The 15301-nt window shown below is 64.2% G+C and carries 11 protein-coding genes; 2 read left to right on the top strand and 9 right to left on the bottom strand.

Annotated features, from left to right (window positions below; all coding sequences use genetic code 11):
- The 9 genes from V3330_RS01205 to V3330_RS01165 all read right to left on the bottom strand — a co-directional run bounded on the left by V3330_RS01205 (position 1) and on the right by V3330_RS01165 (position 11629).
- Positions 1–1476, bottom strand: a complete 1476-nt coding sequence (locus V3330_RS01205) for an aldehyde dehydrogenase family protein (RefSeq protein WP_354693549.1) — start codon at positions 1474–1476, stop codon at positions 1–3.
- Positions 1477–1484: 8 nt separating this feature from the next.
- Positions 1485–2636: a nitrilase-related carbon-nitrogen hydrolase gene (locus V3330_RS01200; RefSeq protein WP_354693548.1), complete on the bottom strand. Its 1152-nt coding sequence runs from the start codon at positions 2634–2636 to the stop codon at positions 1485–1487.
- Between the two features lie 49 nt (positions 2637–2685).
- A complete protein-coding gene (locus V3330_RS01195; RefSeq protein WP_354693547.1) occupies positions 2686–4251 on the bottom strand; it encodes a phytoene desaturase family protein in 1566 nt (521 codons plus the stop codon).
- Between the two features lie 127 nt (positions 4252–4378).
- Positions 4379–5488: an amino acid ABC transporter permease gene (locus V3330_RS01190; RefSeq protein WP_354693546.1), complete on the bottom strand. Its 1110-nt coding sequence runs from the start codon at positions 5486–5488 to the stop codon at positions 4379–4381.
- A gap of 16 nt (positions 5489–5504) precedes the next feature.
- Complete coding sequence (locus V3330_RS01185) at positions 5505–6677, bottom strand: amino acid ABC transporter permease (RefSeq protein ID WP_354693545.1); 1173 nt, start codon at positions 6675–6677, stop codon at positions 5505–5507.
- Positions 6674–7300 (bottom strand): glutathione S-transferase family protein, encoded by a 627-nt coding sequence (locus tag V3330_RS01180; protein WP_354693544.1) that lies wholly within the window; start codon positions 7298–7300, stop codon positions 6674–6676. Before V3330_RS01180 ends, V3330_RS01185 begins: the two co-directional genes overlap by 4 nt.
- A 29-nt stretch (positions 7301–7329) precedes the next feature.
- Positions 7330–8352 (bottom strand): amino acid ABC transporter substrate-binding protein, encoded by a 1023-nt coding sequence (locus V3330_RS01175; RefSeq protein ID WP_354693543.1) that lies wholly within the window; start codon positions 8350–8352, stop codon positions 7330–7332.
- Between the two features lie 26 nt (positions 8353–8378).
- Positions 8379–9950 carry a phytoene desaturase family protein gene (locus V3330_RS01170; protein ID WP_354693542.1) on the bottom strand — a complete coding sequence of 524 codons (1572 nt, stop codon included), beginning with the start codon at positions 9948–9950 and terminating at the stop codon, positions 8379–8381.
- Positions 9951–9979: 29 nt separating this feature from the next.
- A complete protein-coding gene (locus tag V3330_RS01165) occupies positions 9980–11629 on the bottom strand; it encodes a thiamine pyrophosphate-dependent enzyme (RefSeq protein WP_354693541.1) in 1650 nt (549 codons plus the stop codon).
- 145 nt (positions 11630–11774) lie between these two features.
- On the opposite strand from V3330_RS01165, the gene gcvA reads away from it, so the two are divergent.
- On the top strand, positions 11775–12740 hold the full coding sequence (gene gcvA / locus V3330_RS01160) for a transcriptional regulator GcvA (protein WP_354693540.1): 966 nt from the start codon (positions 11775–11777) through the stop codon (positions 12738–12740).
- 259 nt (positions 12741–12999) lie between these two features.
- Positions 13000–15294 (top strand): TonB-dependent receptor, encoded by a 2295-nt coding sequence (locus tag V3330_RS01155; protein WP_354693539.1) that lies wholly within the window; start codon positions 13000–13002, stop codon positions 15292–15294.
- Positions 15295–15301 lie beyond the last annotated feature (7 nt).

Here is a 15301-nt window from a genome sequence, read left to right as displayed (position 1 = left end):
TCAGCTCACGTTGGCGACGATGGATTTCGATTCCAGGTATTGTTCCATGCCTTCCCAGCCGTTTTCACGGCCCCAGCCGGACTGCTTGTAGCCGCCGAAGGCAATGGCGGGGTCGGCCACGGCGTGGCAGTTGATCCACACCAGACCGGCCTCCACGCGAGCCGCGATCTGGTGGGCCCGCTGCAGATCCCGGGTCCAGATGCTGGCCGCGAGGCCGTACTCGGTGTCATTCGCCGCCGCGATGACGCTATCGAGGTCGGTGAACTTCATCGCGCACAGAACGGGCCCGAAAATTTCCTCGCGTACCACGGTCATGCCGGCATCGGTATCGGCCAGCACCGTGGGTTGCATGAAGCAGCCCGTGTCGCCGAGGCGTTCGCCACCGGTGACGACCCGCGCGCCTTCGTCGCGGCCGCTTTGTACCAGGCCGAGCACCCGGTCGAGTTGCTTGCGCGAAATCAGGGGACCCATCTGGCTGCCGTCCTCGATGCCGGGGCCGACCCGCATGTCGGCGGCGATGCGCGCGATGCCGTCGATCACCCGGTCGAACACCGGTTCTTCGACGTACAGGCGCGAGCCGGCGATGCACACCTGACCGGCGTTGAAGAAAATCGCATTGGCGGCCGCCGGAATCGCCTTGTCCAGGTCGGCGTCGGCGCAGATGATCACCGGCGACTTGCCGCCCAGTTCCAGCGAAACTTTTTTCAGGTTGCCGGCTGCCGCGCGGACGATTTCCCGGCCGACCTCGGTGGAGCCGGTAAAGGCCACCTTGCGGATGCCGTCGTGGGCGCAGATCGCCGCGCCCGCCACGGCACCGAAGCCCGGCACGATGTTCACCACTCCCGGTGGCAGCCCGGCCTCCTCGAGGATGCGGCCGATGTAGAGTGCGGTCAGCGGGGTCTCTTCGGCGGGTTTGAACACCGAGGTGCAACCCGCGGCCAGGGCCGGTGCGAGTTTCCACGACGCGGCCACGATGGGTCCGTTCCAGGGGACGATCTGTCCGACGACGCCGACCGGTTCGGGCCGGGTGTAGGCATGGAAATCCCGTGCGGACGAGACCAGTTGCGGTGACCGGCCGGCGATTTTGGTGCACATGCCGGCGTAGTGACGGAAGGTGCGGGCGGCGGCGGGTACATCACCGGCGCGCGAGGCACTGAGCGGCTTGCCGTTTTCCAGCGTGTTCAGCCAGGCCAGGGATTCGGCATGCGCCTCCAGGCCTTCCGCCACCCGCCACAGGATGCGCCCGCGCTCGTCGGGTGACAGTCCGCTCCACGCGTCGGAGTGCAAGGCCGTTTGCGCCGCGCTCACGGCCGCGTCGATGTCGTCGGCGCCGGCGGCCGCGGTCCGTCCCACCACGTCTTCGGTGGCGGGGTCGAGCACGTCGATGATGCCGTCGGACCCACTGTCGACCGGTTCGCCGCCGATCAGCAGCGGCCGGGTCGAATCGAGAAACTGCCGGAGTTCACTGGGAATCATGGGTCCCGTCAGTCCTTGCGCAGCGTGCCGAGTTCATGGGCGTAGGCCACCCGGTCGGCCAGTTCCTTGGACATGTCTTCCGGCTTGAGGCCGTGCGGCGGCGTGAACGTGCCCTGGGCGTAAAGCCGGTCGAGCGCGGTTTTGGCACCGGCGATCTTGTCGGTTAGGTTGCGCGGTGGTTTGCCGACCGGGAACAGGTTCGGCGGGTAAACCGGCTTTTCGTACATTTCTGCGAAAATTTCGGTACGCATGTCCACCCAGGTATTGTGCGCGATGCGCGAGCGGTGTTCGCGCAGGGCCTCGATGTCGATGGGTCCGGCCAGCACCTGCTCCTCCGGGTAGGGCGCGATGCGGTTGACCACGCCGAGGTAATCGATGATGTAGGAATGCCCCGGGCAGAACGCCTTGGGGTAGTAGTCGTAATCCACCGTGCCCCAGTTCGAGCCGAGGATGTAGCACATGTTGTCGTGGGCGCGGGCGCGGCGGGTGAAGGTCCAGAAATCCCATGGATCGCTGACACCCTCGAAGGATTGCAGCGCGGTCGGGTGACAGATCACCTCGGCGCCGTTCCAAGCCAGCGCACGCGAAATTTCCGGGGTGGCGCCGTCGTGGCAGGTCATGGTGCCCAGCTTGCCGATCTCGGTGTCGATCACCGGGAAGCGGCTCTTCAGATCGTCGCCGTAAATGGGGCCGTACTCGTCGATCATGTCGTGTGGGCTGGTGCCGAGGCCAATGTAGGCCGGCACGTGCCACTTGTGGTACTTGAGCACCACGTCGCCGTCCGGTCCGATGATGAAAGCCGTGTTGAACCAGCGGTCCGGAAATTCCTCCAGGCGCTCGACCACGCCGCCGCCGGCGATGTACATACCGTATTTCTTCGCCACCTTGCCGAGGATTTCGGTTTCCGGTCCGGGGATGGTGATGGCCTTCTTCATGAAGCCCTCAAGGCCGTCCTCGCCCTTGCCCGGGGTGGTCACGCCCTGCAGGAAATACTCGGGCAGCACCGCCAGGCGGGCCGGCAGTTCCCAGTAGTAACCGACCGCGAAGTCGATCATGTTGCACACCCGGTCGAGGTTTTCCATGATGTCGTCGCGGTTCTGCGCGACCTTGATGTGCGGCTGTACGACGAGTCCGGTGTAGGTCTTGATTCGGCTGCTCATGCGACTTTCCTCTGCATTTCGTGAAATAGATTACGTGAGTTAAATATCGTTAAAAATTCATGTCGAGATCTTCGAGAATCTCGTTGGCGGTGACCATGCCCATGGCGCTGATGCCGCCGCCGGGATGGCACGAAGCCCCGGTCAGGTACATGCGCTCCAGCGGCCCGCGGTACTGCGAATAGCCCGGCAGGGGCCGGAAATAGCCGGTCTGTGACAGCGTGCGCTCGCCCCCGGTGGTGGACCCGCCAATCAGGCAGCGATTGGACTGCTCGATGCTGATCGGCGTGTCGATGTACGTGCCCAGGATGTTTTCATCACCCATGTTGGTGGTGTACTCGCGCAATTTGGTCAGCAGGCGGGCGGCGAAGTCTTCCTTGATGTCGTTCCAGTCCCCTCCGTCCCGCAACGTATTGGGCACGAAAGTGTCGATGATGAAGGTGTGCTTGCCGTCCGGTGCGCGGCTGGGGTCGGCCAGGGTCCAGCACGCGGTCCACAGAAAAGGATTGCGCGGGGGCACGCCCAGGGCGATGTCCGAGTAATGCTTCTGGGTCTCTTCCACCGAATAGAAAATGCGCTGAAAACTGGTGGTGCTCATGTCTTCGCCGTTGCGAAACCGCGGCGCCTCGTTCAGGGCGTAGTGCGCGCGGAACACCCCGATGTCGCCGAACGAAAACGAACGCGCCATGCGGGTGGTGTCCTCGTCCAGCCATTGCTCGTCGATCAGTTCGAGGAAGTTCTGTTTCGGATCCAGCGAACTGACCACGGCCTTGCCGGCCCGCAGTTCCCGGCCGTCTTCGAGCCGGACGCCGGTGGCGGTGCCGTTGTCGACCAGGATCTTTTCGACGCCCGTACCCGTCAGCACTTCGCCGCCATGGTCGCGGACGTAGGCGGCCAACGCTTCGGCCAGCATCTGGCTGCCGCCTTTCGGGATGGCCTGACCGTATACGTGGATCGCCGGGATCATGATGTAGAAGGTCTGGCCGACGGCTTCCTGATCCGGCGTGATCTGCGGAGCCAGCGCCCAGCCGAGAATGACGTTGCGCACCTCGGGATGTTCGAAATTCTCCTCGACGAAGGCGCGGGCGCTGAGGTTGTAATCGCGCAGCATGCGCAGCCCGTCGGGGCTGTTCTGCATTACCAGGGGCAGGAAGCTGGGCGGAGCCGGCGGCGAGAACATGCCCTTGATGAAGCCGTCCTTGATCTCGATGAAGCCGTCGAAAATTTCCCGGTAACGTCGCGCATCCGCCTCGGAGTAGGCCGCGATGCTGGCGCAGGTCTTCTCCAGGTCCTTGTAGATGATGATGCCGGGACCGTCCTGGGTGGGGTGGCCGGTAATCTGGTCCTCGGCCCAGAGGTACTCGAGCCCGTAGGGCTCCAGCTCGGGGAGGAGTTCCTGAAAATACGGATTGGCGTGCAGCCAGACATGGCTGGAGCCGTACAGGTCGTGCTTGAAGCCGGGCAGGGTCACCTCGTGGGTGCCGGTGGCGCCACCCAGCCAGGTGTTGCGCTCGACCACCAGGGTGCTGAGCCCGGCGCGGGCCAGGCTGGCGGCGCAGGCGAGGCCGTTGTGGCCACCGCCCAGGATGATGATGTCTGCATCGGAGTTCTGGCTCATTCAATTCCTTCCGTCTGACGGGTTTCGTGTCGGGTTCGGCTGAGCGTCCCATGGTGAAGGCCGCGCCGTGAAACGGTCAACCGAAAGTTTCTCATATAAACCATTATGCTTCGGCCAGGGGGGTGACTCAGCGAGCCGTGCCCAGACGTGTGCGCCGTTCCAGGAAGGCGCTGTAGCGCGACATGCCGAAACAGAAAGCCCAGTAGATCAGGCCAACGAACAGGTAGCCGGTGGCGCGGGCGGCGGATCCGTGCCATTCCGGGTCGCCGGAAATGGCCTGCACCATTCCCAGCAGGTCGAACAGGCCGATGATGACCAGCAGGGACGTCTCCTTGAACATGCCGATCACGATATTGGTGATCTGCGGCGTGGACAGGGTGAGTGCCTGCGGCAGTATCACGTAGACATTGGCCTGCCAGCGGTGCAGGCCGAGCGCCCGGGCGGCGTCGCGCTGGCCGGCGGGCAGGGCGCGCAAGGCGCCGCGGACCGCTTCGGCGATGTGGCAGGACATCAGGATGGACAGGGCGATCAGGGCGCGCAGCAGCTTGTCGATGTTGATGTCGGCCGGCAGGAACAGCGGCAGCATGATCACCGCCACGAACAGCACCACCAGGGTGGGCACGCTGCGCCACAATTCCACCCAGGTGCCGCACAGCATGCGTAGCACCGGCAAGCGGGATTCGCGTCCCAGGGCCAGACCGATGCCGGCCGGCAGCGCGAATGCGAAGGCGAACACCCCGATCACCAGGGTCAGGAACAGCCCGCCCCAGGCGCCGGTGTCCACCCGCGCCAGACCGCCGACGCTGCCGAAAAACAGCAGCACGCACAGCAGTGGGTAGGCGGTGACGAACAGGCCGATCCACAAGCCCTTGCGGGGTATGCGCGGCACCATGATGGGGACCAGCAGGGCGGCGCCGATCAGCAGTCCGAGATCGACCCGCCAGCGTTCCGCGGCCGGGTAGGCACCGTACATCAATTGACCGAAGCGCTCGGCGATGAAGGGCCAGCAGGCACCGGAAGCGTCCGGGCAGGCCAGCGCGCCGCTCAGGGCGTCCGCCCCGCCGTTGAAGATTCCGGTCCACCAGGCATCCAGAACGGCCCACTCGAAGGCCGGCCACAGCAGCCAGATCAGCGCGATGAAACCGGCGAAGCTCAGTGCCGGCCGCAGGTGGCGGGCCAGGCCCCTGCCGGCGAGTGTCGGGGCCTGACGGTGCGAAATGGCGGGTGATTCCGGCATTGGTGAAGGTCCTCGCTCAGGCCGCCATGAAGCGGTTGTGGCGGCGATTCAGCCGGCTCATCAGACCGATGCCGAGCAGCGAGACCAGAGAGTAGACCGCAAACGTCAGAAACATGATTTCCACCGGCCGGCCGACGATGTTGTTGGTGGTGCCCACCATGACCGAAACGATTTCCGGGTAGCCGATGGCCGCACCCAGCGAGGTGGCCTTGAAAATGTTCAGGTAGCACGTGGTCAGGGGCGGAACGATGACCCGCATGGCCTGGGGCAGGATCACATGACGCAACACATGGCTGCGCGAAAGGCCCAGCGAGCGGGCGGCTTCCCACTGGCCGCGGGGCACGGCCAGGAAACCGGCGCGTATCACCTCGGCGACCGAACTGGCGTTGTACACCGCCAGGCCCATGATCAGGGCGCCCAGTTCCGGCGTGATGACCAGGTCCGAGTCGTAGCCGAAGGCATGCAGGCGCGGAGCCTGCCAGTCAATCGCCAGGCCGAGTGCGGCCACGGCGACAAGCAGCCAGGCGGCGAAACCGGTACGGGCGGCCCACGAGCCCCGCAGCGGCCGCAGGCAGGTGCGGCGCCGGACGGCCCGGAGGTAGAGCGCCAGGACGGCCGTCAGGGCGAGTCCGGCTGCCAGGACCCAGCCGGCCGTGCCGGCATTCCATTCCGGGCCCGGCAGAAACAGTCCGCGATTGTTCAGGTGAATCGACGCTCCCAGGCTCCAGCTTTGCTCGAAGGATGGCAGGGACCGCAGCACCACGTAGTACCAGAAGAAAATCTGCAGCAGCGCGGGAATATTGCGGAACACCTCGATGAAGCCGTAGCCGAGCGCGTTGAGGAACCAGTCCCGGCTGATGCGGCACAGAGCGACGACCAGACCCATGAGCGTGGCCAGCGCGATGGACAGAACGGCGAGCAGCACCGTGTTGCACAAGGCGATCAGAAAGGCCTGGTAAACCGGGGAGTCCGAGGAGTAGCTGAACAGGGTCTGGTTGATGTCGAACCCGGCCCGTTTGCCGAGAAACTCGAAGCCCGATTCAACGCCCAGCCGGTCCAGATTTTCCAGCGTGGTCTGGCCAATGGCGACGACACCCCAGGCGAGAACCGCCAGAACGGCCACCTGCAAGGCCCAGACGCGCAGGGCGGTCCGGCCGGAAGGCGCCTGTGGCGGGGCGGAGCCGCTCATCGCTCCGATACGGCGTCCCGCAGTTCCGCGAGCACGCCGGAAACCGACGGGTAGCGGTTCACCGCCTGCCACCATTCCCGCAGGCGCGGGACACCATCGAGCGGCGAGGGACGTCCATGCGGCTCCAAAAACCGTTCCAGGTAGAAGCAGGCCGGGGCGAAGGCGCAATCCGCGAGGCTCAGGCTGTCGCCGCACACCGGGCCGGACTCATCCATCAGGCGGGCCAGGGCCTGAACGGTGCGATCTCCATCCGCGACGGCCTGTTCGATGGCCTGTTCGGCCTCCTCCCCGGTGGCACCGCGCAGACGCAGCAGCACCGGGAACAGGTACTGATCCACCGCCTGCACGAAGGCGCGCATGCGGGCTGTGGCATGCGGATCGGCCGGTCGCAGCCGGGGCTCGGGAAAACGGTCTTCGAGGTATTCCGCGATGGCGAAAGACTCGATCACCGGTCCGGAATCGGTGAGCAGCACCGGGATGCGGCCGAAGGGATTGCCGGCGGCGAAATCTGCGATTGTCTGTTCCGGCGCCGGGTGGGCGATCTCGAGATCCAGATCTTTCTCGCGTGCCTGGATCAGCACGCGCGCGGAGTAGGGTGAAGTGGGCAGAGCCAGCAGTTTCACGCTTGCAGTTCTCCTCAGGTAGCGGGGTTTCAGCGGAAGGGCAGGGCGAACATCAGCCCGCCGTCGCGCCACAGCCGGTTGGGGCCACGCTGCAGGCCGATGGGCGCGAGGTTGCGATCCCACACGTCGGCGTAACTGCCCACCAGCCGGATGATGTCGTAGGCCCAGTCGTTGTCGAGGCCCATCACCTGGCCGAAGTCGCCGTACACGCCGAGCAGCCTCTGGACTTCCCGGTTGCCGGATTCGGCCCGTACCCGTTCGACGTTGGCCTGGCTGATGCCGTGCAGTTCGGCGAGCAGCCGGGCATTGAACGACCACCAGACGATGTCGCGCCAGCGCGAGTCATTCTGGCGCACCAGCGGTCCTTGTGGTTCGCTGGAGATGGTTTCGTCCAGGATGTGATGGTCGTCGCGGTCGGCCATGCCGCTCATGCGCGTGGCCAGGGCCGCGCGCTGCATGGTCAGGGCGTCGCAGCGGTCCGCCTGGTAGGCCTCCAGCGCCTTGTCGGTGTCGGCGAAGGTGATCAGTTCGTAGTCGAGCTTCTCGCTGTCGAAGAAATCCGCCAGATTCTGCTCCAGCGTGGTTCCCTGGGCGACGCAGAAGGTGGCGTTGGCCAGATCGGTCACCGTTTTCACATCATGCCGTTTGCGCACCATGAAGCCCTGGCCGTCGTAGAAGTAGATGCCGGCGTAATCCAGCCCCAGCGAGGTGTCGCGCAGGTAGGACCAGGTAGCGCCGGCCGGAAACAGGTCGATGGCGCCGGACTGCAGCAGGGTAAAGCCGGTCTGCGGAGTGGCCAGCACGTATTCGACTTTGAGTTCACCGAAGACCGCCGCGGCGATGGTCTTGCAGTGGTCGACCTCGAAGCCGGCGCGCTGGCCGTTGGCGTCGAGGTAGCTGAAACCGACGCCCGATTCCGTGATGCCGCACTTCAGGTAACCGCGCTGGCGTACTTCGTCCAGCGTGTCGGCCCCGAGCGTGCCTGCGAAGGGTGCCGCGATGAACGCCAGCAGCAGAGCCGCGAGGCGCGGCAATGCGCGCTGTCGTATCACTTCGGCGCCTGTCGGGACCGGGGGGATCAGAGATCGTCCTCCTCGTCGACCAGGCCGAAGTCCTTGAGCATTTCGCCGGCGGTGATCACACCCATGCCGCTGATGCCGCCGCCGGGATGGCACGAAGGACCGGCCAGGTACATCTGCTTCAGCGGGCCGCGGTATTGCGAGTAACCGGGGAAGGGCCGGAAATAGCCGAGTTGCGACAGGGTGCGTTCGCCGCCCGAGGGTACGCCGCCGACGAAGCACGGATTGTGCGCCTCCATGTCCTCCGGAGAGTGACTGAAGCTGGCGATGATGTTGTCGTCCGACATATTGGTGGTGTAGCGGCGCAGGGTCTTGATCAACTCGCCGGAGTACTGGTCCTTGATCTCCGCCCAGGACTGGCCGCCGGCCAGTTTGCTCGGCACGAAGGTGTCGATCATGAAGGTGTGTTTGCCTTCGGGCGCCCGGCTGGGATCGCGCAGCGACCAGCAGTGCCCATGGATCGGCGGTGTATCGGAGGGCTGGCCCACCGACAGTTCGGCGAAATGGCGGTCGATGTCCTGCATGCTGGTGATGGTCCGCTGGAACGGCGATTTGCTGATGTCCTCGTGACCAATGTAGTGCGGCGCCTCGTTGAGCGCAAAATGGACCCGGAACGACGCGACGTCGCCGAAGGTGAAATTCTTCGCCATGCGCAGAAAATCATCGTCCAGGTGTTCCGGCTCGATCAGTTTGAGGAAGGTCTGCTGCGGTTCCAGCGCGCTGACCACGCCGCGCGAGGCGGTGATTTCGGTGCCGTCCTCGAGCCGGATGCCCACCGCGGTGCCGTCGTTCACCAGGATGCGGTCCACCGGGCTGGACGTGAGTACCTTGCCGCCGTTCGCGTTCACGTATTTCGCCAGCGCATTGGGCAGCTCGATGCTGCCACCCCTGGGGATGGCCTGGCCGTATACATGAATGGCCGGGATCATGATGTAGAAGATGCCACCGGCGCCCTGCTGGGTGGGCTTGATGTTGGGTCCCAGCGCCCAGCTCAGCAGAAAGGCCTGAATATGGGGATTCTCGAAATTCTCCATCACGAAGGCGCGCGCGCTCAGATTGTAGTTGCGCAGCATGCGCAGGCCTTCCGCGCTGTTTTCCATCGCCGCCGCCTGGTAGCTGGGTGGCGCCGGCGGTGAGAACATGTTTTTGGTGAAACCGTCCTTGATCTCGACGAAGCCGTCGTAGATCTCGCGGTAACGCGCAGCGTCCTTCTTCGAGTACTCGGCGATGTTGTCGACGGTTTTGTCGATGTCCCGGTAGACGATGATGCCCGGCCCTTCGGTCATGGGGTGGCCCATGATTTCATCCTCACCCCACAGATATTCCAGGCCGTACTCCTTGAGTTCCGGCATCAGGTCGCGAATGAAGGGATTGGCGTGGATCCACACGTGGTTGGATCCGAACAGGTCGTGTTTGAAGCCCGGTTCGGTCAGTTCGCGGGTAACCGCGCCGCCGCCGACCCATTCGTTGCGTTCGGCGACCAGGGGGCGCAGGCCGGCCTTGCACAGGGCGGCGGCGCAGGCCAGGGCGTTGTGGCCGCCGCCGGCGATGACGACATCGTAATCAGACATGAAACGGTTTCCTTGAATTCATTACGGGTTCACGACGCGGGTTGCGCGTCGGAACGCACTTGGGGAAGCAACAGGTATTTCCACGGGAAGTCGGATTTTTCGATCGGCATTTCGATCACCACCGGCCCGTCCTGCTCGAAGCCGAGACGGATTTTCTCGGCCAGTTCATCAGCGGTGGATACCCGGTAGCCGGTCGCGCCGTAGGCTTCGGCCATGGCGGCGAAATCCGGATTGGTCAGGTCGGTGCCGATCACCCGGCCGCCGAACCGCTTGGTCTGGGCGCGGGCGACATTGGTGTAGGCGCCGTCACTGAACACGATGATGACCAGGTTGAGCTGGTACTTCACCGCGGTGGCCAGTTCGCCCACGTGGAACATGAAACCGCCGTCGCCGTTGATGGAAATCACGCGGCGGTCCGGGTTGGCCACTTTGACCCCGATGGCCGTGGCCAGGCCGTATCCGAGGTTGCCGGCGTAACCGCTGGTGATCAGGGTGCGCGGCTGGTACACGGGGTAGCCGTACCACGAGGCGTAGCCGACCTGGGTGATCTCGTCGACCAGGATGCCGTCGTCCGGCAACTGGCCGCGGATGGCGTGGAGGATTCCCATCTGCGGCTGGATGTCGGCGTCGAAGGCCTGGCGCATTTCCGCCTGCAGGGCTTCGAATTCCTCCCGCCGCGAGGGGCGGGGTGTGGAACCGGCCTCCTCCAGCGCCTGCAGCAGGCCGGCGGTTGCCTCGCGGGCGTCACCGGTGATGCCGACGGTCGGCGTGGAAATGCGGCGAAGTTCGGTCGGGTCGATGTCGATGTGGATGATTTTCAGCTTCGCATCCGTGCCCCAGTGCATGCGGGGGTACTTCAGCCGGCTGCCAATGGCGACGACCACGTCGATTTCGGGCCACATGCGATGGCCAGCGGGGTAGGAATGCGCCAGGTAGTGGCGATCACTGACCACGCCGCGGCCGCCGCGCTGCGAAACCACCGGGGCCTGCAGGTGTTCGGCCAGGCGAAGAATCTCTTCGCCGGCTTCGACGGCGCCGCCGCCGATGTACAGCATGGGCCGCTCCGCGGTCTTCAGCAGTTCGGCGGCGCGGCGCAGCGCTTCCGGCTCGGGGCGCACGGGTTCATCGAAGACGGTCGGTTCGAGCATGTCGACTTCGGCTTCTTCGGACATGACGTCCAGTGCCATTTCCAGCGAGACCGGGCGGCGGCGGCCGGTGGTGAGCTTGCGAAAGGCCTCGGCCACCATGCCGGGAGCGTGCGCGGGGTGCTCGATGCGGGCCGCCCATTGGGTCATGCGTTGCAGCACGCCCAGTTGATCGGGGACATCGTGCAGGTAGCCGACGCCGCGCCCGATACCATGAGAAGGCACCTGGCCGGTGAGCGAGAGCACGGGCGCGTTGCAGGCATAGGCCGTGGTCAGCGCCGCGCCGGAGTTGAGTACGCCGGGTCCCGGCACCGTGGTGTAGACCCCGACCTTGCCGGTCGAACGCGCATAACCGAAGGCCATGTAGGCGGCACCCTGCTCGCTGCGGGTGGTGATGAGCTGGATGTCGTCGCCGCGCTGGTACAGGGCATCGAACAATTCGTAGGTCTGACCTCCGGGGATACCGAAAATCGTATCCACCCCGTAGCTCAGGACGGAGTCCATGATGGCTTTGCCGCCTTTGATTCTGGGCACTCGGAATACTCCTCCTGTAAACTGGAGGAAAACGTTAATAGATAAACTGATTGGTGACAAACCAAACTTATTGATCTCTCGTATTAGGACCCGGCCGGCCTGGCCGGTGTAGACTTCCAGACCAAGCAGCGAACAGCGACTGACCGTGCCAGCATCACCCCCCATCAGCCATCCCGCGCCCACGCCGCGGCGCCTGCCGCCGCTGAATGCCGTGCGGGCCTTTGAAGCCGCCGCCCGTCATTGCAGTTTCACCCGGGCGGCCGACGAACTGTTCGTCACCCAGGGCGCCGTCAGCCACCAGGTCAAACTGCTGGAGGAGTGGTTCGGGTTTCTGCTGTTCGACCGTCACAAGCGTGAACTGCAGCTCACCGAAAAGGGCGAGCAGTACCTGCGCTCGGTCCGCATCATGCTGAACGAGCTGCACTCGGCGACCCGCTCGCTGCTGGATGAGGATTCCGAACGGCTGTTGTGCATTTCGGTGGCCGAATCGTTCGCGGTGGGCTGGCTGATCGATCGGCTGGGCGGTTTCCGGCGCCGGCACCCCGATCTGGACATCCGCGTGACCTCGCAGAACCAGATTGATGATTTCGGCAACATCATCGGCGAGGAAGGCCCCAAGTGGGTGGATGTGCGCATTCGTTACGGCCGCGGCAAGTGGCCGGGCCTGCACGTGACCAAGTTGTTCGACGAGGACGTGTTGCCGGTCTGCAGTCCGGACCTGCTGGCGGGTCGTCCACCCCTGGAGTCCGTGGCCGATCTGCATGATTTCGTGCTGATCCACGACGACATGCAGATGTCGTGGGAGTCGTGGGTGGGTTCCACCGGGTCCGCCGAGACCATGAGCAGTCGCGGCCTGAAATTCAGCCATTCCCATATGGCCATGCAGGCGGCGCTGAACGGCGAGGGCATCGTGCTCGGCCGCAGCGTGCTGGTGAGCGACCTGCTGGAAGCCGGGCGGCTGGTCCGGCCGCTGCAACTGTCGGTGCCCGCCGAACACTCCTACTACCTGTTGTGCCAGGAAGGCATGGCGGGTGAGCCGCGGGTGGCGGTGTTCACCAACTGGCTGCTGGACGAGGCGAAAGCCTTCCGCCAGCGCAAGTTGCACGAATAACACTCCTCATTCTTCCGCCCGATCTCTCCGGGCGTTGATGCATGCGCGGATTCCTTCCCGATTGATTGCGGTCATTAGAATAATTCATGCATAAACCAATTGACTCCGAACGCTTGGTTTATATATAAACCGAAGTCCTGATTTCCCATGAGTTCCAAGCGGCTGAGTCGATCGGCATGTGTTCGTTCGGCATCGGCTTTAATGCTGCACCACATGAACCCGGGGGTCCGCGGGACACCCTGGATAAGGAGGTTTTTGCATGACCAGGACGATTCGGTTGGGATCGGTACTATTCGGCGCGACGCTGGGTCTGGGCCTGACGCCGGTGAACGCACCGGCGCAGGACGCCACGGACGATCTGGTGCTCGAGGAGGTGACGGTGACCGCGCAACGACGGGAGGAATCCCTGCAGGACGTGCCGATCAGCATTTCCGCATACTCGCACGAGGACCTGGAGCGGACCCGGATCGGCTCCGCGGCGGATTATCTGGTCAAGACCCCCAACGTCGGCTTTTCAGAGGACGGCGAAGGCGGTAGCCGCAGCATCAACGTGAGCATCCGTGGTGTGAGCAACATCACGCTCGACGGCGTCGCGACGGCCAACTCCATCGGCTACTACATCGACGAACTGTCGGTGGGCGCGGTCGCGCAGGGCACCGTCAACCCGCAACTTCAGGACATGGAGCGCATCGAAGTCCTGCGTGGCCCGCAGGGCACCTATTACGGCCGTAACGCGGTCGGCGGCGCCATCAACATCACCACGGTCAAGCCCGGGCCGGAACAGTACTTCGAGGGTACGGTCAAAATCGGCAGCTTCGACACCTATGGCGCGGAAGCCATCTTCAACGTGCCGTTCAGCGACACCTTCATGGCCCGCGGTGTCTTCGCCTACGAGGAATCGGACACGCCCATCGAGAACGTCAACCCGCTGGGCAACGATCCGTTCTACGAGTATCTGACCGGGCGCCTGTCATTCCGCATTCTGCCGTCCGATGACGTGACCATCGATCTGTCGATCACGCGCACCGATGAAGACGAAGGCGGCGACATCGCGGTGCCTTCGGGCGTGGTGGACCTGGACACCGGATCGATCTTCGGCCTGGGTCCGCACGATGCCATCGATTCCGGGCAGGGGTTTTATCCGGACACTGACGATCGCATCGATCGCGACACCATCGAGCGCAACGACAAGTCCTTCACCATCATCAACGGCCGCGTGGCCTGGGATCTGGGCAAGGCCACGCTGAAATCGGTGACCGGCTACATCGACAGCAGTTTCGATCGCGAGGCCGATCTCGACGGCATCCCGTTCACGTTCGGGCCGCTGCCCCTGCGCCGGGTGAACGACTACGGCGGCACCTCGTGGAGCCAGGAACTGCGGCTGATGTCGTCCGACGACAGCAAGTACAGCTGGACCCTCGGCGCGTTTTACGTCGACGACGATCTGGACCGCATCAATCAGATTCAGATCATGCCGGATGACGCTCCCAGCGGGGATCCGGAAGGGTTCATCAACAGTGATCAGATGAACTTCCGCTTCAAGAGCGCGGCGCTGTTCGGTGAGGCGACGATGCCGTTCAACGATTCGATCGATGTGACCATCGGCGCCCGCTGGTCGCGGGACAAGGTCACCACGTCGATGATCGACTTCAACCTGGGGCCGGAAAAGGTCTCGGGGAGCAAAACCTTCGAGGATTTCTCGCCCCGGGTCGTGGTGCGCCACATGACCGACGTGTCGACCTTCTACGGTTCGGTGTCCAAGGGCTACAAGGCGGGCGGGGTAGACGTGGCCAGCCAGCAGCAGTTGTTCCCGTTGCCATTCGAATCGGAAGACCTGTGGAGCTATGAACTGGGCTTCAAAACCCAGTTCGCCGGTGGCCGTGCCAACCTGTCGGCGGCGGTCTTCTACAACGACTGGAGCGACTTCCAGGTGCAGACCAACCGGCTGGCCGACCCCAACGACATCAGCTCGGGCGTGTCCGCCACGCAAAACGCCGAGGAAGCCAGTTCCCGTGGCGCGGAAATCGAGTTCACGGCCCTGCTGGCCGAGGAACTGATCTGGGCCGTCAACCTGGGTTACATCGATTCCGAATTCGACGACTACCGCGATGCGGTGCTGCGCGGCCAGACCAACGGCAACGACAACATCATCGACGTGTCGGGCCAACCGCTGCCGCGGTCGCCGGAATGGACGGCGAACACCTGGCTGCAGTATGACTTCGACCTGGGTAACTGGGCCTCGTTCGTGCGTGCCGAAGTGACTTACACCGACGATCAGTACAGCGACATCGAGGCCATTGGATCGCTGGTCGGGGAGACCGTGTTCGGCGACCCGTTCAACCTGCCGGCATTCCCTTACCAGATTGACAGCTACACCCTGGTCAACCTCTATGCCGGCATGGAGACGGACCGCTTCCGCATCCGCGCTTACGCCAAAAACCTGCTGGACGAGCAGTACTACAACGGCACGGCGGATAACTTCGGTGCGGCCGGTATTCGTCTGCGCCCGCATTTCCGTGAGCTGGGTGTCTCGTTCACCATCATGAGCCGCTGAGACTGCC

This window comes from Elongatibacter sediminis (assembly GCF_037892215.1).
GTDB lineage: Bacteria > Pseudomonadota > Gammaproteobacteria > Xanthomonadales > SZUA-36 > Elongatibacter > Elongatibacter sediminis.
Note: the sequence above shows the minus strand (reverse complement) of the source record. Positions and strands in the feature narration are given on the sequence as shown.